The 24,936-nt window shown below is 45.1% G+C and carries 16 protein-coding genes; 12 read left to right on the top strand and 4 right to left on the bottom strand.

Features of this window, described 5'->3' with window-relative positions; translation table 11 throughout:
• Nucleotides 1–13: 13 nt before the first annotated feature.
• Entirely contained in the window at nucleotides 14–157 is a 144-nt protein-coding gene (gene rpmH / locus PR799_RS11985) for a 50S ribosomal protein L34 (protein ID WP_004906236.1), read from the bottom strand.
• An 802-nt stretch (nucleotides 158–959) separates the two neighbouring features.
• Between rpmH and dnaA the strand changes: the two genes are divergently transcribed.
• From dnaA to PR799_RS11960, 5 genes are all read left to right on the top strand, one after another.
• Nucleotides 960–2,351: a chromosomal replication initiator protein DnaA gene (dnaA, locus tag PR799_RS11980; RefSeq protein WP_036950671.1), complete on the top strand. Its 1,392-nt coding sequence runs from the start codon at nucleotides 960–962 to the stop codon at nucleotides 2,349–2,351.
• Nucleotides 2,352–2,356: 5 nt separating this feature from the next.
• Nucleotides 2,357–3,457, top strand: a complete 1,101-nt coding sequence (gene dnaN / locus PR799_RS11975) for a DNA polymerase III subunit beta (RefSeq protein ID WP_154628048.1) — start codon at nucleotides 2,357–2,359, stop codon at nucleotides 3,455–3,457.
• A 9-nt stretch (nucleotides 3,458–3,466) separates the two neighbouring features.
• Entirely contained in the window at nucleotides 3,467–4,561 is a 1,095-nt protein-coding gene (gene recF, locus PR799_RS11970) for a DNA replication/repair protein RecF (RefSeq protein ID WP_154628049.1), read from the top strand.
• 18 nt (nucleotides 4,562–4,579) lie between these two features.
• On the top strand, nucleotides 4,580–6,994 hold the full coding sequence (gene gyrB, locus PR799_RS11965; RefSeq protein ID WP_154628050.1) for a DNA topoisomerase (ATP-hydrolyzing) subunit B: 2,415 nt from the start codon (nucleotides 4,580–4,582) through the stop codon (nucleotides 6,992–6,994).
• A 253-nt stretch (nucleotides 6,995–7,247) separates the two neighbouring features.
• Nucleotides 7,248–10,235, top strand: coding sequence for an autotransporter domain-containing protein (locus PR799_RS11960; RefSeq protein ID WP_272522157.1), 2,988 nt, complete (start codon nucleotides 7,248–7,250; stop codon nucleotides 10,233–10,235).
• Nucleotides 10,236–10,369: 134 nt separating this feature from the next.
• On the opposite strand, the gene asd is transcribed toward PR799_RS11960, so the two are convergent.
• Nucleotides 10,370–11,476 (bottom strand): aspartate-semialdehyde dehydrogenase, encoded by a 1,107-nt coding sequence (gene asd, locus PR799_RS11955; RefSeq protein ID WP_154603205.1) that lies wholly within the window; start codon nucleotides 11,474–11,476, stop codon nucleotides 10,370–10,372.
• A 325-nt stretch (nucleotides 11,477–11,801) separates the two neighbouring features.
• Here asd and PR799_RS11950 point away from each other — a divergent pair, with 325 nt between their 5' ends.
• The gene (locus PR799_RS11950; protein ID WP_272522156.1) at nucleotides 11,802–12,986 is read left to right on the top strand and encodes an MdtL family multidrug efflux MFS transporter; all 1,185 of its coding nucleotides are present in this window, start codon (nucleotides 11,802–11,804) and stop codon (nucleotides 12,984–12,986) included.
• Complete coding sequence (gene yidZ, locus PR799_RS11945; RefSeq protein ID WP_272522155.1) at nucleotides 12,979–13,944, top strand: HTH-type transcriptional regulator YidZ; 966 nt, start codon at nucleotides 12,979–12,981, stop codon at nucleotides 13,942–13,944. The genes PR799_RS11950 and yidZ overlap by 8 nt, the downstream gene beginning before the upstream one ends.
• Nucleotides 13,945–14,050: 106 nt before the next feature.
• Here yidZ and ykgO read toward each other — a convergent pair whose 3' ends face one another.
• Nucleotides 14,051–14,176, bottom strand: a complete 126-nt coding sequence (ykgO, locus tag PR799_RS11940) for a type B 50S ribosomal protein L36 (RefSeq protein ID WP_006660624.1) — start codon at nucleotides 14,174–14,176, stop codon at nucleotides 14,051–14,053.
• Nucleotides 14,177–14,382: 206 nt separating this feature from the next.
• Here ykgO and nagK point away from each other — a divergent pair, with 206 nt between their 5' ends.
• The 5 genes from nagK to PR799_RS11915 all read left to right on the top strand — a co-directional run bounded on the left by nagK (nucleotide 14,383) and on the right by PR799_RS11915 (nucleotide 24,239).
• The gene (gene nagK, locus PR799_RS11935) at nucleotides 14,383–15,294 is read left to right on the top strand and encodes an N-acetylglucosamine kinase (RefSeq protein ID WP_154603207.1); all 912 of its coding nucleotides are present in this window, start codon (nucleotides 14,383–14,385) and stop codon (nucleotides 15,292–15,294) included.
• 395 nt (nucleotides 15,295–15,689) lie between these two features.
• On the top strand, nucleotides 15,690–16,328 hold the full coding sequence (locus PR799_RS11930; protein WP_154628055.1) for an OB-fold-containig protein: 639 nt from the start codon (nucleotides 15,690–15,692) through the stop codon (nucleotides 16,326–16,328).
• A gap of 74 nt (nucleotides 16,329–16,402) precedes the next feature.
• A complete protein-coding gene (locus tag PR799_RS11925) occupies nucleotides 16,403–18,604 on the top strand; it encodes a hypothetical protein (RefSeq protein WP_272522154.1) in 2,202 nt (733 codons plus the stop codon).
• 119 nt (nucleotides 18,605–18,723) lie between these two features.
• On the top strand, nucleotides 18,724–23,661 hold the full coding sequence (locus tag PR799_RS11920; protein ID WP_272522153.1) for a DNA repair ATPase: 4,938 nt from the start codon (nucleotides 18,724–18,726) through the stop codon (nucleotides 23,659–23,661).
• Nucleotides 23,661–24,239 (top strand): rhomboid family intramembrane serine protease, encoded by a 579-nt coding sequence (locus PR799_RS11915; protein WP_154628058.1) that lies wholly within the window; start codon nucleotides 23,661–23,663, stop codon nucleotides 24,237–24,239. Before PR799_RS11920 ends, PR799_RS11915 begins: the two co-directional genes overlap by 1 nt.
• Here PR799_RS11915 and PR799_RS11910 read toward each other — a convergent pair.
• Nucleotides 24,231–24,902, bottom strand: coding sequence for a helix-turn-helix transcriptional regulator (locus PR799_RS11910; protein ID WP_154628059.1), 672 nt, complete (start codon nucleotides 24,900–24,902; stop codon nucleotides 24,231–24,233). The genes PR799_RS11915 and PR799_RS11910 overlap by 9 nt on opposite strands.
• Nucleotides 24,903–24,936 lie beyond the last annotated feature (34 nt).

Genomic DNA, 24,936 nt, shown 5'->3' with positions numbered 1-24,936 from the left:
AGGGCTAGCTTTATTACTTAGATGAAACGGTCAGACGAGCGCGGCCTTTAGCACGACGGCGAGCCAGAACCTGACGACCATTTTTAGTGGCCATACGAGCACGGAAACCGTGTGAACGGTTGCGCTTCAGTACGGACGGTTGAAAAGTGCGTTTCATAACGATTTCTACCTAACTTTAAAATTTATTACTGATTCAGTAAACGCGTTGGCAACCAGTGGAAACTGATTTACACCTGTGCCTCTATCGCAACAATATAGAAAGAGGCAGGATTGTAATAAAACATAGGGGGTCACGTCAATAAAATGACGTAATCAAACCACTTTTTATTTAAACCTGGCTGACCGGTTTGCCGATATGTGCTGTGACAAGCTACGTATGGAACTCATTCATGCTGCCTTTTAGGCAAGTCTAACCGTTTAACTTTCAATCAACTCAAGCGTTTATTGACGTTATCCATAAAACCATGCTGCCTAAATTCATCATAAAAAGTGACATTCGCAGTGTACACAGGGAGGAAGATTATACGGACTCCTCCCTAAAGCGCAAGGATCTTAGCGGGATCCGAAAATATTTTTTGATCTTGGGAGATAATTTCTATATATAGGCTAAAGTTATCCCCAGACATGTGGAAAATTTGTCGTTGCCCGCGATCACCCAGCAAAATTCTCCCCTACCAGAGCCGCCTTATCACATTTGCCTGTGGATAAAAAGCATAAAAACTGTGTAAAAGAATGGAGATCTTGAGTGAATTTTGCGGTATGATCGCAGGTCTATTTCTGATCGGAGGATCAGGAATAGGCTGTGGATAGATATGGTGAGTAAAAGTTAGTCAAACACCTTCTCTGGCCCCCTATTCTCTTAGTGACCACGAAAAGTGACTAATGGAATAGTTGCCAGTAAAAAATTCTTAACGAAATCCGTAATTCTTGTTTCATTGACCTTGTTAGGGGAGTCCAACGTGTCACTTTCGCTTTGGCAGCAATGTCTTGCCCGATTGCAGGATGAACTACCTGCCACAGAATTCAGTATGTGGATACGCCCTCTTCAAGCTGAATTAAACGATAATACACTGGCACTGTATGCCCCGAATCGTTTCGTCCTTGATTGGGTGAGAGATAAGTACATCAATAATATCAATGAATTATTGAATGACTTTTGCGGTTCTGATGCCCCTGCTCTACACTTTGAAGTAGGCAACAAACCGATGACCATCGCGCCGGTGAGCCCTCAAGTACGCACTAATAATGAAATGCCTGCGTTCGCCGCACCATCTGCACCAGTAAAACCAAGTTGGGATAACTCAGCTAAAGTTCAACCAGACGTGTCATACCGTTCGAATGTGAACCCAAAACACACGTTTGATAACTTCGTTGAAGGTAAATCAAACCAACTGGCTCGCGCGGCCGCGAGGCAAGTTGCTGAAAACCCTGGTGGCGCTTATAACCCACTGTTCCTTTATGGTGGAACGGGTTTAGGTAAAACGCACTTATTACACGCCGTGGGTAATAGCATCATGCAGCACAAGGCCAACGCCCGCGTGGTCTATATGCATTCTGAACGATTTGTACAAGATATGGTCAAAGCATTGCAGAATAACGCCATTGAAGAATTCAAACGTTATTACCGTTCTGTTGATGCCTTACTGATTGATGATATTCAATTTTTTGCCAACAAAGAGCGTTCACAAGAAGAATTTTTCCATACATTCAACGCCCTGCTTGAAGGCAATCAACAAATTATTTTAACCTCCGACCGTTATCCAAAAGAGATCAACGGTGTGGAAGATAGATTAAAGTCCCGTTTCGGCTGGGGTTTGACCGTTGCGATTGAACCACCCGAGTTAGAAACCCGTGTGGCTATTTTGATGAAAAAAGCCGATGAGAATGAAATCCAACTGCCCGGTGAAGTGGCATTTTTCATCGCAAAACGCTTACGTTCTAATGTGCGTGAGTTAGAAGGTGCATTAAACCGTGTTATTGCTAACGCGAATTTTACCGGTCGCGCTATCACTATCGACTTTGTTCGAGAAGCGTTACGTGACCTATTAGCACTGCAAGAAAAGCTGGTAACTATTGATAATATTCAGAAAACTGTTGCTGAGTACTATAAAATCAAAGTCGCTGATTTACTTTCTAAACGTCGTTCTCGTTCTGTCGCTCGTCCGCGTCAGATGGCAATGGCACTGGCGAAAGAGCTGACAAACCATAGTTTACCTGAAATCGGGGATGCTTTTGGCGGTCGTGACCACACCACGGTGTTGCACGCTTGTCGTAAAATTGAACAATTACGAGAAGAAAGCCATGACATCAAAGAAGATTTTTCAAATCTAATCAGAACATTATCATCTTAATTGCTATGAAATTTATTATAGAACGCGAGCAGTTATTAAAACCGTTACAACAGGTTAGTGGCCCTTTAGGTGGACGTCCAACGTTGCCTATTTTAGGAAACCTTTTACTTCACGTAAAAGAAGGTGCCCTGCAACTGACGGGAACCGACCTAGAAATGGAGATGATGGCCAATGTTCCGCTCACTCGTGAGCATGAAATTGGTGCCACCACGGTGCCTGCGCGCAAGTTTTTTGATATTTGGCGTGGTTTACCGGAAGGTTCTGAAATCCAAGTCGAGCTTAATGATGACCGACTGCTTGTCCGCTCTGGGCGCAGCCGTTTCTCATTATCTACTTTACCTGCTGCTGACTTCCCGAACTTAGATGACTGGCAAAGCGAAGTCGAATTCTCTCTGCCTCAATCCATACTGAAACGTTTAATTGAAGCGACCCAGTTTTCAATGGCACACCAAGACGTTCGTTATTACCTGAACGGCATGCTGTTTGAAACTGAAGGGCAAATGCTGAGAACTGTCTCCACAGATGGTCACCGCCTTGCAGTTTGCTCAATGGATATTGGTCAAGAATTGCCATCTCATTCTGTGATCGTACCTCGCAAAGGTGTCATGGAATTGATGCGCCTACTCGATGGCGGCGATGCATTATTGCAGCTACAAATTGGTAGCAACAATATTCGCGCCCATGTTGGCGACTTTATCTTTACCTCTAAACTCGTTGACGGTCGTTTCCCTGACTACCGCCGCGTTCTGCCAAAGAATCCAGATAAAACCTTAGAAGCTCGCTGTGATTTGCTCAAACAAGCTTTCTCACGCGCAGCAATTTTATCTAACGAAAAATTCCGTGGCGTACGCTTATTCTTCAGTGAAAACCAATTACGCATCACGGCGAATAACCCTGAGCAAGAAGAAGCGGAAGAAATTGTTGATGTTAATTACCAAGGTGGTGAGATGGAAATTGGCTTTAACGTCAGTTACATCCTCGACGTCTTGAACGCGCTGAAAAGCGAAAGTGTCACACTGTTTTTAACGGATGCCGTTTCTAGCGTACAAATTGAAGACTCAGCAAGCCGCTCTGCGGTATATGTTGTTATGCCAATGCGTTTGTAATCATTCAGTATGATCCTTTCGCGTTTATTGATCCGCGATTTTCGTAATATAGAAGACGCCGATCTCTCCCTTGCAACTGGGTTCAATTTTTTAATTGGGCCTAATGGGAGTGGCAAAACCAGTATACTGGAAGCAATTTATACACTTGGACATGGACGGGCCTTTCGCAGCATTCAGGCGAACAGAGTTATCCGTCATGACCAAGAACAATTTATTTTACATGGTAAACTGGGACACTCAGACACCGAACGTAAAACATTGTCGCTGGGTTTGAGTAAAAACCGCGAAGGCGACAGTAAAGTCCGAATTGATGGTACCGACGGGCATAAAATTGCAGAACTCGCAAAGTTATTGCCAATGCAGCTCATTACCCCTGAAGGGTTTACCTTGCTGAACGGCGGTCCAAAATATCGACGTGCGTTTATCGATTGGGGATGCTTTCATAATGAAGCCCTCTTTTTCTCGACGTGGTCGGACTTAAAACGTTTGTTAAAGCAGCGAAATGCGGCTTTACGACAAGTGACTCGTTATGAGCAAATTCGCCATTGGGATCAGCAACTCGCCCCAATTTCCGAACAAATTAGCCAATGGCGCGGCGAGTATATTGCAGGTATCGCAGAAAATATTGAGCAAACCTGCAAACAATTTTTACCCGAATTTTCACTTTCAGTCTCTTTCCAACGTGGTTGGGACAAAGAAATTGATTATTCAGAACAGTTAGAGCGGCAGTTTGAGCGCGATAGAGCGTTAACCTACACCGCATCGGGGCCACATAAAGCTGACCTGCGAATTCGAGCCAACGGCATTCCCGTTGAAGATATGCTCTCTCGCGGCCAACTGAAATTATTAATGTGTGCACTCAGGTTAGCGCAGGGTGAATATTTCACCCAACAGAGCGGGCAACAATGCCTGTATCTACTGGATGATTTTGCTTCAGAACTTGATTCTGGTCGCCGGCAATTATTAGCGGCTCGACTCAAAGCTACGCAAGCACAAGTGTTTGTAAGTGCTATTACACCGGCGCAAGTCAATGATATGATTGATGCCAACAGTAAGATGTTTAGTGTAGAGCAAGGCAAAATAGAAGTTCAACCTCAGGAATAGAAAGAGCAGGAAACGTTGATGTCGAATACATATGACTCCTCAAGTATCAAGGTATTAAAAGGACTGGATGCGGTGCGTAAGCGCCCGGGCATGTATATCGGTGATACCGACGATGGAACAGGTCTTCATCACATGGTCTTCGAGGTTGTGGATAACGCTATCGATGAAGCCTTAGCGGGTTTCTGTGACGATATCGTCATCACTATCCATGCCGATAACTCCGTCTCTGTCCAAGATGATGGACGTGGTATCCCTACTGGCATCCACGAAGAAGAAGGTGTCTCCGCTGCAGAAGTTATCATGACCGTTCTGCACGCTGGTGGTAAATTTGACGACAACTCCTATAAAGTTTCCGGTGGTTTGCACGGTGTAGGTGTTTCGGTTGTTAACGCCTTATCTGAAAAACTTGAATTAGTGATCCGCCGTGACGGTAAAGTTCACGAACAAATATACAAACACGGCGAGCCACAAGGTCCTCTGACTGTCGTCGGTGAAACTGACCAGACAGGGACTCGCGTACGTTTCTGGCCAAGCATGGATACCTTCAAAGGTGTCACTGAATTCGAATACGACATTCTGGCAAAACGCTTACGTGAACTTTCATTCTTAAACTCGGGGGTTTCCATCCGTTTAATTGATAAACGCGATGGCAAAGAAGACCATTTCCACTACGAAGGTGGGATCAAGGCCTTCGTTGAGTATCTGAGCCGCAACAAAACCCCAATTCACCCATCCGTATTCTATTTCTCCACAGAGAAAGACGGTATTGGTGTGGAAGTTTCCATGCAGTGGAACGACGGTTTCCAAGAGAATGTTTACTGCTTTACTAACAACATTCCTCAGCGCGATGGCGGTACCCACTTAGCGGGCTTCCGTGCTGCGATGACCCGTACCCTGAACAACTACATGGAAAAAGAAGGCTACCAGAAGAAAAGTAAAGTCAACGCAACAGGTGACGATGCGCGTGAAGGCTTAATTGCCGTTATTTCTGTGAAAGTGCCAGATCCAAAATTCTCTTCTCAGACCAAAGAAAAACTCGTTTCTTCAGAAGTGAAAACCGCTGTAGAAACCATGATGAACGAGAAGCTGGTTGAGTATTTATTAGAAAATCCAAACGACGCTAAAATCGTTGTTGGCAAAATCATTGATGCTGCGCGTGCCCGTGAAGCTGCACGTAAAGCGCGTGAAATGACCCGCCGTAAAGGGGCATTAGATTTAGCAGGCTTGCCGGGTAAACTGGCTGACTGCCAAGAACGTGACCCTGCATTATCTGAATTATACTTAGTGGAAGGGGACTCTGCGGGCGGCTCTGCAAAACAAGGTCGTAACCGTAAGAACCAAGCAATTTTGCCACTGAAAGGTAAAATCCTGAACGTGGAAAAAGCGCGTTTCGATAAAATGCTCTCTTCCCAAGAAGTTGCAACACTGATCACTGCATTAGGCTGTGGTATTGGTCGTGATGAATATAACCCAGACAAGCTGCGTTATCACAGCATCATCATCATGACGGATGCCGACGTCGATGGTTCGCACATTCGTACGTTACTGTTGACCTTCTTCTACCGTCAAATGCCAGAAATTGTTGAACGTGGTCATATCTTTATTGCTCAGCCGCCACTGTATAAAGTGAAACGCGGTAAGCAAGAGCAATACATTAAGGACGACGAAGCGATGGATGACTATTTGATCTCTATCGCGCTGGATGGTGCTGAGTTGCACTTAAGTGCAGAAGCCCCAGCCATGAAAGGTGAACAACTGGAAAAACTGGTTGTTGAATACAATGCAGCGCACCGTATTATCCGCCGTCTTGAGCGCCTGTACCCACAAGCGCTGCTGAACAGCTTAGTGTATCAATCCACACTGACTGAAGAAGCACTGAAAGATAGTGCGCAAGTTGAAGAGTGGGCGAAAACCTTAGTGGCGCGTTTAGAAGAGAACGAGCAAGCGGGTAGCTCTTACAGCTATATCATTCATGAAAACCGCGAGCGTCAGCTATTCGAACCAACCATCCGTATCCGTACCCATGGTGTTGATAGCGACTACAACCTCGATTTCGACTTCGTTCATGGTAGCGAATACCGCCGTATCACCGAATTAGGTGACATCATCGGTGGGTTAATCGAAGAAGGCGCTTATATTCAACGCGGTGAACGTCGCCAGAATATCGACAACTTCGAGCAAGCATTAGATTGGTTAAGCCGTGAATCTCGTCGTGGTTTATCCGTGCAGCGTTATAAAGGCCTTGGTGAAATGAACCCAGAACAACTTTGGGAAACCACCATGAACCCTGAAACTCGCCGCATGATGCGTGTGACGGTCAAAGATGCCATTGCAACTGACCAGCTGTTCACTACCCTGATGGGGGATGCGGTTGAACCTCGCCGTGCCTTTATTGAAGAGAACGCCTTAAAAGCCGCGAACATCGATATTTAATCGATTTTCCAGCGAAGTCATTGAATAACCCTATACTTCGGTATAGGGTTATTTTTTTATTTAATTTTAATCTTAAGTATCTATTTATTATTAATTCCAATTTAAATTTAATTAAATAACTAAATGAATTTAATTAATAGAATGAAGAATAAAAATAAAGTTTGTCTCATTTTATTTTCTATTTATAGAAAATAAAAATTACCTCATTAAGATGAAATAGATTTTACCCTTTCTAAAAATCTATAGGTCTATAATGAACAAAATAACTCCCGCGGTATCGCTTGGTCTATTTGCTCTATTTAACGCCCAAATTACCTTTGCAAACTCCGATTATATTGATGCCAGTGAATTCATCATTGAGCAACGAAATCAGCGATTTGACGAACTAAGAAACCAAGTCATACCGCCGTATCCAGCCCTGCAATCTCAAGCCACGCAGTGGGATAAAGACGTTAGCCAGCAGGCAATGCAATTAACAGGAAAACGCAAAAAGAACGCTGAAAAAGATAAAAAAAATACACCAGAATATCTTTTTAATATTTACCGAGAATACGTGTTTAATCAAAAGGGATTTAATTATAATGATTTTAAAGAAATTAAAGCCTATAACCGTTTAGAGAATTTATTCCATTTAGCTACTCTTGCAAATGACCCAATTCAAAATCAAACTCGTTCAATGGGTTTTATTCTCAAAGACTATTATTCACGTGGTCGTCCAAATCAAGTATTCGATGATAAAGGCGAATATCTCCCAAACTATATTGATATTAGAGGCTCTTCTTACCCAAGCGAACATACTTGGAATGGGTTTAAACAAGCCGCTATATTTGCGACAATTTTTCCAGAAAAAGGCGCTCAATTCTTTGATAGAGCCATAGGCTATGGAGAAAGCCGCGTGATTGTCGGTTCGCATTTCCCAACCGATACCATTGCCTCACGCGCCGCCAATTACTATCTTCTCGCTCATTTACTAAAAGAGGATAAAACCGCCAATGCACTGATTAGCCAAGCCAAAGAAGTACGCCAAGAGCTAAACACCCAATGCACCATCAATGATAAAAAATGCAAACCACCGATAGGCTCGCTCCCCTCTTTTAATGAAAACCTAGGTTACTACGCTAAGCAAAGTGAGCAGCCATCTCCGGCACTCCGCGTAGATCAAGTTCCTGCTGATGCCGCGTATTTGCTACGCCCTCGCTTTACCTATCTTAATAAATCGCAGTGGCAGCAAATTATTGCAGGCACTGCCTATCCCACAAACTCTTTAGCGGGCTGGGGAGTTAAACAAAATCAACCTGAAAGCCACTGGGGGCTGATTAACTTACCGAAAGCCTACAAAGGACCAACACATCTTGCTGAAGATTGGGTTGTGGATCAGCGTGTGACTCAAGACGATGTTGCAAACGTCGGTATAGCCGATACTTGGAGCAATAATATTGAGGGTAAAGGGCGCTTAATTAAACAAGGGGAAGGAACATTAACCTTAACGGGTACTAACCGTTTTGCAGGGCTTGAAATACAGCAAGGTCGTGTGGTTTTAACGCAAGAAAACCACTTAACAGGCCCCGTCAATGTTAATGGTGGAAAGCTTGAGGTCAAACACATCCTACATGCGCCAGTCGACGTCACTAATGGCACATTAGCGCTCAGTCACAGCATCAAAAATACGGTGACATTAAACCAAGGTGCCCGATTTATTGCTTCTGGCTCAGTTGATGATTTAGTGGTTAACAGCGGTGCTATCTTAACCCCTGGAGATAATACTAGAGACCCGACAAGGCATCTCACGGTGAATAACACCGCCATCTTCCAGCCTGGCAGTGAATTCTATGTGAGTATTCAAAAAGATGTAATACAGGAATTTGACGCCCTACATGCTGGCGGTACAGTGACCATCAACGGGGGCAAGGTCAACGTGTTCTTCGCTGAAGAATCAGAACCATTCAATGAACGGATACCTAGTCAAGATGAAATTCTGGGTCGATTCCGCACTCAATATGAAATTATTCGCGCCCCCAATATTCAAGGGAAATTTGACGGCATCGAACCTAACTATCTATTTATTGGTACCACATTAAATTATGGCGCAGATCCTCGTTCACCCACGATGCAACGTGTCACACTCAACGTCGGTCGTAGTGGCCTGACTTTTGATGCCTTTGCAAAGACGCCAAACCAAACCGCCATTGCTCACGCCCTTGAAGATCTCCCATTGAATAACACCCTATATAAACGTTTAATCCTCAGCCAAACCACCGCAGGGATTAACGATCTTCTTCGAACCTTATCCCCACAAATTCATATCGATACCCTTGCTAGCCAGTTGAATAACCATCGCCAATATCACGGCACGCTGCTGCAACAAACACGCGCATCAGAAAATATCGTCAAAGAGCGCGGAGATAACCGTGGTAATGTGTGGGTAAATATTCCCTACCATTGGGACAGAACACAAAGCGATGGAAACGCTTCCGGCTTTACAAACAGCAATTATGGCGTGTTCTTAGGCGCAGATAAGCATTTCTTCAATGATGACTTTATCTTTGGCATGAGCACTGGTTTTACCAAAAATTCCGTCTCTGGTGGTGTCGGTCATAGCCATAGCAACAACTATTATTTAGCAGCTTATGGCTCTCTGCAATTAGCGCCAATCACCTTACGTGCAGGGCTTGGGCACACATGGCACACCATCAAAACCGATAGAACAGTCACCTCATCCATTTATTCCGATCACAATACCGCCGACTATAAAGGCAAGACCAACCACCTGTTTATGGAAGCCGCTTACCCGTGGAAATCGGCATTTATCAACGCCGAGCCGTTTGTGAACTTCGCCTTTACCAATGCGGAAAGTCATGGGTTTAGAGAAAAAGGAGAAAAAGCCTCGTTCGTTACAGGTCGCCAATCCCTTGATGCCACCACTACAACGCTGGGATTACGTTTAGATAACCAGTGGAAAGTGGGTAAATCATCCTCAATCGATGTACACGGGGAACTCGGCTGGCAGCATCAATATGACAAGCAGGAACGCGAAATGGCATTTCGATTTGCCCAGCGCGACCTACTTGCACCACCGCTTAACTATCATGGTGTGAATGCACCGCAAGATGGAGTAGCACTCAAGCTAGGATCGAATATTCAGATTACTGACAATACCAAGCTATCCGTGGATTACAGCCAATTTACGGCCAAGGGATATTTAGAAAATAATCTTGATGCCAAATTGTTAGTATCGTTTTAATTCGTTAGTCTCGTTGTAATTCATCAATACGATAATTATCAACACAGTAAGCATCAATACAATAAAGCAAAATGGCACCGGAGCGTTTAATCACTCCGGTGCCATTCCTATTTAGGTTCGTTAAGAAAAGCGAACTACAGCAGAATTCTCAACATGCGGCGCAGAGGCTCCGCAGCACCCCATAGCAACTGGTCACCCACAGTAAATGCGGACAGATACTCAGGGCCCATATTCAATTTACGCAGACGCCCTACTGGCGTGCTCAGAGTGCCTGTCACTGCCGCAGGAGTCAGTTCACGCATCGTGATTTCACGGTCATTTGGCACCACTTTCACCCACTCATTATGGGAAGCCAGCAGCTGCTCCACTTCGTTCAGTGGCACATCTTTCTTCAGTTTTAGCGTGAACGCTTGGCTATGGCAGCGTAATGCACCCACACGAACACATAAACCATCAACCGGAATAATATTGCTGCCTGTTGCCAGAATTTTGTTGGTTTCCGCCTGACCTTTCCACTCTTCACGGCTTTGACCATTTTCTAACGCTTTATCAATCCACGGGATCAAACTGCCCGCGAGTGGAACACCAAACGCATCCGTTGGCATGGAACCACTGCGCGTAAAGTCTGTGACTTTTTTCTCGATTTCTAAGATAGCCGACGCCGGATTTTGCAGCTCTTTCGCCACTTGCGCGTGTAAAGAACCCATTTGCGACAAAAGCTCACGCATATTACGCGCACCCGCACCGGATGCAGCTTGATACGTTGCGACGGAAGCCCACTCAACCAAGTTATTTGCAAATAGACCGCCCAGTGACATCAGCATTAAACTCACCGTACAGTTACCGCCGACGAAGGTCTTAATGCCTTTATTTAAGCCGTCTTGGATATGCTGGTGGTTCACTGGATCTAAAATAATAATTGCATCGTCTTTCATACGCAGTGCAGACGCGGCATCAATCCAGTAGCCTTTCCAGCCCGCTTCACGTAATTTTGGATACACTTCATTGGTATAATCGCCGCCTTGGCAACTAATAATAATATCCAGTGCGCTCAGTGCATCGATATCAAATGCATCTTGCAGCGTACTGCGATGACCACCAAAAACAGGCGCTTCAGCCCCGTGTTGGGAGGTGGTAAAAAAGACCGGGTGAATAACGTTAAAATCCCCTTCTTCTACCATTCTTTGCATCAATACGGAGCCGACCATTCCGCGCCAGCCAATAAACCCTACATTTTTCATTCTCTTCACCCTGTCTGTTTACATACATCACCCAAAAAATTTCTACCCTCGACTTTCACTTTGCCAATCGAAGCGGGAAATTTTTCGGAAAGATAAAATTCAGAAATCATCAATCAACCGTATTAAACGTGACAAAATATGAACCAGTGTGCAAGTGAATTTCATCACTAATAGCAAGAAGATTAGTAATAACGCTAATAATTAGTAAAAAGTTATTGATTGATAATTTCCATTTTGGAAAATACTATTTTCCAATTAATCCATACATCCCATCACTCAACCCAATTAAGATTAGCGGGTTAATCCTCACAAAGTAGCGTATCTCATGACCAAATATGTCCTTTTTAGTTTCTGGATCGTCCTTATCTATCCTTTGGGCGTCGACCTCCATTTAACCGGTATTCCTTATATTGCCGCCGATTTAAATGCCAATGAAAGCCAGCTCCATGTGGCATTTTCTATCTATTTAGCGGGTATGGCATCCACCATGTTAATTGCCGGATGGTGCGCCGATCATATTGGTCGAAAACCTGTCGTTTTAGTTGGTACGATGGTATTTGCCATCGCCTCTGTTATCGCTGGAAATGCCACATCCATCGATATCTTCTTGATAGCACGATTCTTCCAAGGGATTGGTGCAGGCTTCTGTTATGTCGTGACCTTCGCTATTTTGCGTGATGTGTTGACGCCGCAGCGACGCACCAAAGTGCTCGCCGCAATGAATGGCGTAACCTGTATCGCCCCCGTATTAGCGCCTGTCATTGGATTTGCGATTTTGCTGATCTACCACTGGTCTGTAATGTTCTACTTTATGGCGGGTTATGCGGTTATCAGTATGCTCTTTTGCTTAATCTTGATTAAAGAGACAAAGCCTTCTTCAGCATCACCCGCAGCACAATCGAATGCCCAGACTGCCACTGAAGAACAGTTATTTAGCACCTTCTTTGTCACACGCTTGATTATCTCCTGCTTCGGCATGGGTGTGATCCTGACTTACGTTAACGTAGCCCCAATTATCTTGATGGAAAACCTTGGTTTTACGACAGGTCAATACTCTACTGCCATGACCTTACTAGCGATGGTCAGTATGGGAACCTCATTCTTGATGCCAAAACTGATTTCGACATTTAATAGTCGAACCTTACTGAATACCGCGTTAAGCCTGTTTTTGGTCAATGGCGTCCTGCTTGCCATCTATCTGATTGCACTCCCACATTTGGCGCTGCTGTACATCGTCTTTGCCTTCTGTGGTATTGGTTTCTCAATGCAGTTCGGCATCATCATGAGCCAAGCACTATCGCCATTTGCCAAAAAAGCGGGTATTGCCAGTTCTGTATTGGCCATCTCACAATTAAGCTGCGCCTCGGCGTATATTTGGGTGATGGGTGTGATGGGCGTTCCATCAATCAGTATGTTGTTAATTATCTTGCTTGCAGCGGGAATGATTGGCATGGTGTTGCTAAGAGTACCCACCACGCAAGTCAACCAACAGGTCGCTACATGTGAATAAGCAACTGCATCAATTAGACTTAAATTTACTGGTTATTCTGCAGTATTTGATGGAAGAACGCAGTGTTAGCCTTGCGGCTAATCGCTTGGCAATCACCCCATCTTCGGTCAGTAAATCCTTGGCAAAATTACGCCAATGGTTTGATGACCCCCTATTTATCCGCAGCCCGCAAGGGCTGCTTCCGACCCCACTCATGCTACGTATTGAAAAATCACTGCCTGAGTTTTTAAATCTTTCACACTATATTGCTGAAATTCGTGATACCGAAAAACCCAGCGGGATGACTTTCCGCTTAATGATGGAAGCCCCGTTAAACTTAATCATGCTTCACGATTTATCCCTGAATATCCTCAATCAATACCCAGAATCCGAGGTCATTGTACGAGATTGGGATTATAACTCGCTGGCCGCACTGATTGCGGGGGATGCTGATATCGGGTTAGTCGGTCGTGAAAGTTTTCATTTATCCAGAGAGTCGATAAGCCAACTACCCGATATTCTAAATTTCGAAGTGTTATTCACCGATAAACCGCTGGCGTTTATCCGCAGTGACCATCCGATTTTGCAAGAAGAATGGACGTTGGCAAATTACTTAAAATATCCCCATATCAGCACCGAATTTGGCAACCGTATTCCGTGGGCACTCGATGATTTACTGGAAACAATGGGATTACATCGCCAAATCCATTTATCCTTTTCGACCTTTGAACAATCCCTCTTAATGGCTTCTCGCCCGGATCATAACCTTATTACTAGCTCCCCCGGCTATTGCCAACACTATGTTAATGATTTCAATCTTGATTTAGTCTGCCTTCCTCTTCCTGTTGATGACATTCTCTACCAGCAGCTCGAAATTCCTTTTTTAATGCTGTGGCACAAGCGCAATTCCTATAACTCAAAAACTCTGTGGCTCAGAGAACAGATCAAAAACAGTACGCTTGAATTTGTGAAACCCTGACTTTGTGAAACTTTAAGTTTGTAAAACTCTAAAAAAACGCCCTAGCAAGGAGTATGAATTGCTAGGGCGAAAGCAAGGATGCGAAGAAACAGAGACTAACGGAATACTAACCTTGTACAGCTTTGAAACGAGGATTGGTTTTGCAAATCACGTAGATACGGCCACGACGGCGCACAACTTGGCAGTCAGGATGGCGCTGCTTAGCGGTTTTTAATGAGCTGAGAACTTTCACGGTAACTCCCAATAACAATTTAAGATAAACTCAATGTAATGTTATAATATAACAATTATAGAGTATGACAATAATCCAATTAAAATCATCCCGCAATCATTTTTTGGGAAACTTTTGTATAATTAAGCCATTACTGACTCTCTGTCATTATTTATCAAATAGATACATTTCTATTTAATGAAATAGACCAATTTGAGGAAGATGAAATGTATTACGGCTTTGACATGGGCGGCACCAAAATTGAGCTAGCAGTGTTCGACCAAGCGCTCAATCAAGTGTGGCAAAAACGTGTTCCAACCCCCAAAGATGACTATCTCGCGTTGCTCAATGCTTTTCGTGATTTAACGGCTGAAGCGGATGCGCAGTTTAACTGCCAAGGTAAAATAGGTATTGGTGTTCCGGGGATCGTCAATCACTCAGAAGGCGTGGTATTTACGACCAATGTCCCAAGCGCACAATATAAACCTTTCATTCATGACCTGACCAAGCTGTTAAATCGTCCAGTTAAAGTTGAAAACGATGCCAACTGCTTTGCCCTATCAGAAGCGTGGGATCCTGAATTCAAGCGTTACCCTAGCGTTCTAGGCTTGATTCTTGGCACTGGCGTTGGCGGCGGTTTTGTCATCAATGGTAAGGTTTTATCGGGAAAAAATGGCATTGCAGGGGAAATCGGACACATGAATATGAGTGTTCGTGCCGCAAAATACCTCGGGGAAACCGTCCCTGAAATTGTCTGTGGTTGTGGTCAAACCGCCTGTTTTGAAACCTACCTGTCAGGCCCCGGCTTCGAACGCATCTATGCTGCATTTGCCGGTGAGAAGCGCTCAGCCATCGAGATTATTGAACGTTATCACAACGGTGATATTGCCGCTAAACAGCATGTTGAACGCTACATGATGGTGCTGGCGATGTTTATGGGGCAAGTTATCACCGTCTTTGATCCTGACTTAGTGGTGATTGGCGGCGGTCTGTCGCAATTTGATGAGATTTATCGCCTATTACCGGAAATAGTACCGCAATATCTTTATGGCATTGCGAAAATGCCCGCTATCGAAAAAGCCCGTTACGGAGCCTCTGGCGGCGCCCGTGGCGCTGCATTCTTGAATCTCGTCGACTAATTTTCCACGCATTATTATTTCCGCATATTGTTCCGCAATCGCATCTCTACTCTTTCGACTTATCGAGAGTAGAGATGACCAATACCTCAAAATCACCAAAATATAATTGAGAATGGTTATCATCTTTGTTAGGTTTAATTAAATTGACTAATAATCAATAAGTTGAATCTATTTTTCTTTTTCAGATTGACTACAGAAAATTAACCATAGAAATCAGCGAGATAATCTAGAAACTAGACTTGTCCTATATTGTTCACTTGAAAAGCGCTTATGATAGATTCAGTTCTGCTCATTTTTTGATAAGTGAGTAATAAAAACACAATTAAAGGTCATATTCGCAGCCGACAAATACCCGCTAAAGTCACATTCAGCCACTTAACTAAAGAGAAAAATAAATGAATTTGTTTTTAGAAAATTGCTTGGCTTTCCCGACTATTATCTTTAGCGGTTTACTGATTATTGTCCTTTTTTACTGGCTCTGTGCCGCTTTTGGCCTGTTAGATATTGATTTATTTAATATCGATACCGAATTGGATGCTGACGGCCTCGATCTTACTGGCTTTGCTGGTTGGCTAACAAAACTCGGTTTAGCCGGAATTCCCGTCACCATTATCTTGACGCTATTTACCCTTTTCGGCTGGCTGATTAGCTACTTTGCTGCGCATTTATTCCTCCGTTTTATTGATATGACCTTGCTGCGTTATGCCGTCGGCGTCACATCACTGGTGATCACCGCCTTTATCTCCCTGCACTTAACCGCCATTTGCCTAAAACCCATCCGAAGTCGACTGATTAACTTTAATAAACCCAAAACGGTTCATCAGCTAATGGGAAAATTGGCAACCGTACGCTCCGGAACAGTCACAGAACAAAATGGGGAAGCCACTTTAGAAGATGGTGGTGCAGGGCTGATTTTGCAGGTTAGAGCACCTAGCGATGAAAATATTAAACGCGGAGATCGCGTCGTTATCATCAGTTATGACCCTCAATCCCACAGCTACCAAGTTGTCACCGAAAACGAATTCAGGCAGTAAACACAAAAAATAAACTACCTACTTTGCTAATTAATAAAGAATGACGATATCGTCAGAACCCATGGAGAAGAAATATGGATTTGGCTGAATACATGCCTTTTTTAACGGTTGTTGGGGGAGTGATCATCATCATTCTTGGGTTCTTTGGTTTATTTAAAGCCTTCTACATCAAAGTCCCTCAAGGTACCGCTCTGATTGTCAACGACATGTCCTCACAACCCAAAGTGCATTTTACGGGTGCGTTAGTGTATCCCGTTATCTACAAAAAAGAGTTTATGCGCATTTCGCTACTGACTCTGGAAGTCGACCGCCGTGGTAAAGATGGCTTAATTTGCCAAGATAACTTACGTGCCGATATTACCGTTGCCTTCTATCTACGGGTGAATGAAACCACCGAAGACGTATTAAAAGTAGCTAAAGCTATCGGCGTTGAGCGCGCATCTGACCATCAAGCCGTCAGTGCTCTATTCAGTGCTAAATTCTCAGAAGCCCTGAAAACGGTTGGTAAGCAATTAGAATTAGCCAAGCTGTTTGAAGACCGCCAAAGCTTCCGTGATCGTATTGTAGACGTGATTGGTAAAGATCTTAACGGTTATGCGTTAGAAGACGTGGCAATCGACTATTTAGAACAAACACCGAAATCTGCCCTCGACCCGAATAATATTTTCGACTCCGAAGGTATTCGCAAAATCACCGAAATTACCGCTATCCACAATATCGAAACTAACCAAAAAGAGCGCGACCAAGAGTTAGCTATCAAGAAGAAAAATGTGGAAACCCGTGAAGCGAGCCTGGCATTAGAGCGCCAACAAGCCGATGCAGAAGCTCGTCAAAAACGTGAAATTGATAATATTCGTGCACGTGAACAAGCCGAAACGCTGCGTGTTCAAGAAGAAGAGCGCCTCAAGTCAGAACAAGCTCGCATTCAAACTCAGCAAGAAATTGAAATTCGCGAAGAAAACCGCATGCGTGAAGTGGAAGTGGCTCAACAGAACCGCACCCGCGCCGTGGCGATCGAAGAAGAGCGTGTAAACCGAGCTCGCGAACTCGAAATTGTCGCTCGTGAACGTGAAGTTGAACTGCAACGTATTGAAAAAGAAAAAGCGCTAGAAGAAGAACGTAAAAACATTTCTAACGTGATCCGCGAACGTGTCGCCGTCGAAAAAACCGTCGCGCAAGAAGAGGAACGCATCAAGGAAGTCCGCGAAATTTCAGAAGCTGAGCGTATGAAGCAAGTTACTGTGATCAACGCCCAAGCAGAAGCAGAAGAAGCGTTAGTTCGTCAGGTGAAAAAAGCCGAAGCCGATGAAGCCAGTGCCAAGCACCGTGCAGAAGAAATCAGCACTATGGCACAAGCCGAATTGGAAGCGTCCGCCAAACAGGCTGAAGCCAAAAAACGCTTAGCGGAAGGGATTGAAGCAGAACATGCCGCACTTGGTTTAGCAGAAGCCCGCGTTCGCCAAGCGACCGCTGAAGCTGAAGAGAAAGAAGGTCTGGTTCAAGCCAATATCACCGCGGAAAAACTGTTAGCCGAAGCCCGTGGTCTGAAAGAAAAAGGCTTAACCGAAGCGCAAGTGATGGAAGCCAAAGCCAATGCCGAACGCGAACAAGGTTTCGCCGAAGCGAAAATTCTGGAAGAGAAGTTGGCAGCACAGGCACGTGGTGAAGAGCAACAAGCCAATGCGAAAGAAAAACTGGGCTTGGCAGATGCCAAGGTCTTGGAAGAAAAACTGGCCGCTCAAGCTCGCGGTGAAGGCCAATTAGGGGCAGCGCAAGCCGAAGTTATCCGTCAACGTCTGAAAGCGGAAGCTGATGGTCTGACTGATAAATTCCAATCAATGGATCATCTCAGTGATACCGCACGTTCACACGAAGAGTTCCGTATGCGCCTTGAGAAAGAGTTCGAGCAATCCATGGCATCCATTGAAGCGAACAAAGAAATTGCTCGCGAGCAAGCGGATGTACTGGCTGCGGCTCTCAGCAAAACTAACATCGAAATTGTGGGCGGTGATGGCGACTTCTTTAACACCTTCTCCAAAGCACTAAGCTTAGGTAAAGCCGTTGATGGATTTATGGATAAAAGCAGCTTTGCCAAAGATAACCTTGAAAAGTTAGTCAATCGCGTCACAGAAGAGAAGAAAATTGATATCGCTTCCTTACTGCAAAACCCTGAAGTCAAAGAGTTAATCAATGGCTTTATGGCAGCAAAAAGCGCGCCACAAACAGCGAAAAATATCGTGAGCAAACCTGTGTCTTACGATGATAACCAAAGCTAATTTATCAATATTCAGGCTTTTCAAGTAAGTTTTATACCTCATCCCGCCAAGTTGCTGCATATAGGCAACTTGGCGTTTATGAGCGTATCTCTTTTTAAGACCAAGGAAATTCGTTAAACATGTCAGAAACCCAAGATGTGAATCGCGAACAGGAAATTCTCGACAGTGCCGTCGCAGAAGGTGGCGCGTACGAAATATTACGCAAGCGCCTAACCGAACAAGGGCAGCAACTTCACCAAAAAGCAGCTCAACTCAACGACCGCCGGTTGACTGAATTTGGTCAAAGCCAGATGGACATCATCGGGCGTATCCGTATTCGTACCGAAAATAACTGCCAAGCGAGGGACATTGTCCGCGTCGGTGATTGGCTGCTATTTGGCTATAACGTTTTTCTGGGTCTGAAAAAAGAAACTCACATTGAAGATGTTTTTTCCCTCTATCAGCTCACTGAAAATGAAGGTGATTTTGATGTAATCTCTGTCCCTTACGAAGAGACATTCCTCAATGACACCCGCTTTGTTCAGGATTTTACTGAGCTGTATACCTATTACAAAAACACGCAATTACTGCAATTAGTTGAGCGCGATGGCAAGCTATTAGCCAGTTTTCAAATTGGTGATCGGTTAACCGACGTGCGTGTTTTCCGCTGGTCAATTTCCAGCGATAAATCCCGCATCGAATACATCGATAACCGTGGCGAACGCGATATCGCCCTGCCGCCAACCAATGATTTCGAATGGGTGCGCACCACGCGGGAAAATACCGTTAATGGTCGCTATCCTCACATTAATATTCTCGATACCGTCTTTGTGGAAACCATCGGCGGCGACCTGACCATCAAATGTGAAAATAATACCGAAGATGGGTTAGGCATCTACCGAGAAGCGGTTCTCGATAAAAACCAATCCCTCGATGACGCCCAGATTGAATATGCGCAGACTGGCAGCCTGATTTTACTCAAAATATTGCCATACCGCGAAGAGAGCTGGCGCTACCTGGTTTACAACATTCTCAACCAAACCGTTCAACGCATTGATGCTATTGGGCAAGCCTGTGTGCAGTTGCCAGAAGATCATGGGATTATCTTCCCCGGCGGCTACTACCTGCAAAATGGGGAGTATAAAACCTTCGAGCAACCAATGGATGGCATGCGTTTTCGCCGCCTGCGTCGTTCGCCTAACGGGGAGGATGTGCTGTATGTGTTTTATTCCCCAAACCAAGGCCGTATCGCTCTGTTCAATTACAATTTAATTGAACGTAAACTCGCTGTGCCATTAATCGGCCACGGTTATGCCATGCTCGAAGATGGCAAAATGGTACTGTTCGAAGGGGAAGGCGATGAAGCCACCCGCGTACACCCAATGCAGGTTTGGCAAACCCCATTCTATTCTGATGAATTTGCTGATAAGCAGCCGCCTCGGGGTGGGTTTCTTGGGCGCATCGGTAATGCTGATTTAGTCCGTGGAATTTCCGAGATTCTCCATGTCGCCAAAGAGATTGAAGGCAACCAAGTTTCCGTTTCTCGCTATGAACAACTTAGCCAGCAACCGAAAAACTTGCTGGATATTTTCTATTGGTTTAACGACGACCAGTGCCTAGGTATTGGCAAACTCTTAAAAGAGATCGCCCAAACCAGTGAGCTGGTGCTCGACGAATACGAAAAAGTCGAAAGCATCCGCCAGCAATCCGTCAAATCCATGAATGAGGCGGTCACTCGCCAACGCTCTTTACTGTCCCTCACCTTGCCGGAAGGATGGACGGACATCCAACAATTTGTGGATGGGCTAAACGCCTTAAACGCCCAACAAGGGCACCTGATTTCATTGCGAGAATTCCGCTATATGGATCTCACTAAACTCAGTGAGATGGAAAATGAAATCACCGAGGCACAGCAGCGCGTCTCCCAAGGTACTGCGCAGTTTCTTGCCAGCGACAAAGCCCTGCAACCGTTTAAAACTCAGCTCGCAACCTTTGAAGAGTTAATTGAAAAGGCACAAACCAGCGCGCAGTTAGATATCCCAATGAATGACATGGAAAAAATGTCAGCGGATTTGGATATGCTCTCTAACTTAATGGCTTCCTTGAGTTTTGATGATGTCACTTTACAGACCCACATCATCGATGCCATTTCACACATTTATGCCCAATTAAACCAATCTCGTGCCCGTCTACAACAAAAACGCAAATCCCAAACCAGTGTTGAGAGCGTGGCGCAATTTGGGGCGCAGTTCCGCCTATTTAGCCAAGGGATCACTAACGCACTATCCCTCGCGACCGACCCAGAACGTTGTGATGATCAGTTATCCCGATTACTGGTTCAGTTAGAAGAGCTAGAAAGTCAGTTTAGCCATCATGATGAATTTCTTGATGATATTCTGGCAAAACGTGAAGAATTACTGGAAACGTTTGAGTCCCATAAACAAGTTCTGATTGATGACCGCCAGCGCCGTTCGCAGAATTTATTAACCGCCGCCGACCGCTTGTTAGAAAGCCTTCAACGCCGCACTGTACGCTTGCAAAACCAAGATGAACTGAATGCGTTTTTTGCCACCGACCCACTCGCACAGAAAACCCGTGAAATCATCGAAAAACTTCGGGAAATCAACGATAACGTTAAAGCCGACGATATCGACGCCAGACTCAAAGCCTCTCGCGATCAAGCCATTCGTATTCTGCGAGATAAAACCGACATCTTTGAAGATGGAGGAAACATTATTAAGCTGGGTCGCCACCGTTTCAGTGTGAACACCCAAGAGCTTGACCTGACTATCTTGCCAAAAGATAACCAACTGTGGGTGTACCTCACCGGAACGGATTTCCAAGAACCCATTGAGAACGCCGAACTTGCACAGTTGCAGCCTTATTGGACTGCCAATCTTGAATCTGAATCTGATACCGTTTATCGCGCTGAATACCTTGCGTATTCCATCATTTATGCCACAGCAAAACGCCAAGATGGTTTGAATTACGACGCCCTAAAAAATGCTCTGTCTGCCCCTGAAAAAATCGATAAACTGGTGCGTGATTTTGCGGCTCCACGCTACAAAGAAGGCTACGAAAAAGGGATCCACGACCATGACGCTATCGCGATATTGAAAAAGCTGATCCCGATTGGTGAAAGCGCTGATTTACTGCGTTTCAACCCAACAGCTCGCGCCATCGCGGCGATTTTTTGGCATCACATTCAAAGCAACGAATACCCTGCCCAATGGCCAGAACGTGCCAGAACCGCGATGAATATCCGCCAGCTGTTCAATAACGATGATGCCCTTTTAGATCTTCAAGCGGAGATCGAAGCCGATATCAGCTTATTCCTGCAAGATAACCCGATTAATTGCCAAGCTCATGAACAAGCTCAAGCCGCGGAATACCTCAGTTTTGCGTTAGCCAGAACGCCGATTGAATTGGTGTACAGCAAATATGCGCGGGACTTAGTGGCGGCACTACAAACGCGCTTAGAAGAAGCCCATATGTGGCTGGATTTCAATCATTCACAGCAAAACCTTGGCACTCGCTATGCTCAGCGCTGGGCGCTGTTGCAAAATTGGCTGAAAGGGCTGTGTTCGATTGACGAATTTGCACACTTACGTCCGTACATTCCGGGCGCCATCGCCATTATTATCTTAGATAAAATGGCATCGGCACGTTATAGCGAAGCCGATTTATACTTTAAGGTTACTGGATTACTGGGGGATCACCCAACCATCCACAACCAAACCCTCTCATTAAGTTTGGATGACTTTTTCAGCCGAATGCGCGAACAGCGTAAGCAATTTATTCCGGCCTTCCGTCAATACCAAGCGCTACGTCAACGCATTGTGAGTGAAGAGCGTAGCCGCCTAAAACTCCATGATTTCAAAGCTAAGCCGCTGAGTTCATTTGTGCGTAACAAGCTGATCAATGACGTCTATTTACCAATTATCGGTGACAACATGGCGAAGCAAATTGGTGCTCTAGGCGAAAACAAACGTACCGATTTAATGGGCTTGTTACTGATGATCTCCCCGCCAGGTTACGGTAAAACCACCCTGATGGAGTACGCGGCTGACCGCCTTGGTCTAATCTTTATGAAGATTAATGGTCCTGCACTTGGGCATGATGTGTTGTCCCTCGACCCAGAACAAGCCCCGAATGCTACCGCCAGACAAGAGCTGGAAAAACTCAACCTCGCCCTCGAAATGGGCAACAACGTGATGCTGTATGTGGATGATATTCAACATACTCACCCTGAGTTTTTACAGAAATTTATCTCCCTGTGTGATGGAACCCGTCGCATAGAAGGGGTATGGAAAAACAAAACCAAAACCTACGATATGCGCGGTAAAAAATTCTGTGTTGTCATGGCGGGTAACCCGTATACCGAATCAGGCGAAGTGTTCCGTATCCCTGATATGCTCGCCAACCGTGCGGATATTTATAACCTCGGTGAAGTACTCGGTGGGATGGATGATGCCTTTGCACTGAGCTACATTGAAAACAGCCTGACCTCAAACCCTGTATTGGCACCGTTGGCGCTGCGCGATTTAAACGATTTGTACTTGCTGGTGGATAAAGCCATGGGCAAATCAGTTTCCACTAACGCACTCAGCTACCCATATTCCGATGCGGAAGTAAATGAAATTACTGCAGTTATTTCCCGATTACTCAGCCTACGTGATGTGGTACTGAAGGTAAACCAGCAGTATATTGCCAGTGCCGCACAGTCCGATAAATATCGAACCGAGCCGGCATTCCGCCTGCAAGGCAGCTACCGAAATATGAATAAACTCAGCGAGAAAGTCTCTTCCGTTATGAATGATGATGAATTGGAGAGATTGCTGGATGACCATTATCTTGGGGAAGCGCAATTATTAACGACCGGTGCTGAAGAGAACTTATTGAAGTTGGCAGAATTACGCGGAAGGCTGAATGAGAAAGATGCCGCTCGCTGGCAGCAAATCAAGAAAGACTTCTTGCGTAACAAAGCATTAGGTGGTGATAATGCCGATGTGGGCGACCGCGTTGTGACTCAGCTCGCTCAACTGGTTGAAAGCGTACAATCTCTCGGACATCGATAATGCAAACTTGGCTAAGCCCGCGAATTAAATTACTGATTACCCTTGCGGGTTTGCTGATCACTATCCAAATCGCCAATAGTTTAAGTGGCTACGCGCTTGTTGGGTTCGGTATCCAACCAAGAACGCTGCACGGGCTGGTGGGGATTATCTTCGCCCCACTGATCCACGGGGATTGGGCGCATCTTCTGAGTAATCTACCGCCATTACTGGTGTTAAGCGCCCTACTGCTACATGATTCCATTCGAAAGTACGCTTACGCCAGCGCATTTATTATTGTGGTTGGCGGCTTGATTGTCTGGCTAGTGGGCAGAAATGCACTGCACATTGGCGCTAGCGGCTGGATTTTTGGGCTTTGGGGGCTATTGATTGCCCAAGGTTTTTTCCGCCGCAAACTGTTAGATATCATTATCGCCCTGTTGGTACTGTTCTATTTTGGCGCGATGGCGAGCGGGTTATTGCCTGTTCATCAACAAATATCGACAGAATCTCATATTGCGGGTGCCATCGCCGGAATAGCCTATGCGTGGTTAGCCAATAAAAAATTAAAAGCGACGCCGCCGACTACCCTTTCAAAGTAACTCGCTACACACTGTAACCCTATACACACAACGCCCTGCGCCATCAAGCAAGTATTGCTCCCGTTCAACATTCACTTGGCTCCCTAATACTTCGCGAAACAGTGCCAATTCCGAACGGCAAAAGTTTTGGCACGCGGTTGCCGCGGCGCAGATAGGGCAATGATTTTCGATAAATAACCAGCTATCGCCTTCCTGTTCCACCTTTGCCATATAGCCCTCTTCGCTACGAACCTCGGCGAGTGCGGCTAAACATTTTTCCAATGGCAACCCTTGGCAACGCTCTAAATATTTACTGCGGCTTTCCGCTTCTCGCTGTTCAATCAGTTTTTCTAGCCCCGCATCACCAAAAATGGTTTTCACTGAATCAATGAGCTGCAAGGCCAGCTGGGCATGGGTATCGGGAAAACGCTGATGCCCCAGTTCTGTTAAGATCCAGTTCTGTCGAGGACGCCCAGCACCTGACTGAGCTGTACATTGGACACCTTCCACCAGCCCCAGAGACGTTAATTTATGGATATGCTGGCGTGCCGCTTCCCCCGTTAAACTTAGGTCATGAGCAATCACAGCCGTAGAAACGGGTCCTTTGGTTTTGATGCAAAACAGCACCTTATCCACTGCTTGAGTAAGATTTAGATTATCAAAGTATTTACTTGCTTTATTCATAGTGTGATTTTATTATCCAAGACAATACTTGGAT

The organism is Providencia sp. PROV202 (assembly GCF_028479565.1).
GTDB classification, from domain to species: Bacteria; Pseudomonadota; Gammaproteobacteria; order Enterobacterales; family Enterobacteriaceae; genus Providencia; species Providencia zhijiangensis.
The sequence above is the reverse complement of the archived record's forward strand: the minus strand, read 5'-3'. Positions and strand labels throughout refer to the sequence as shown.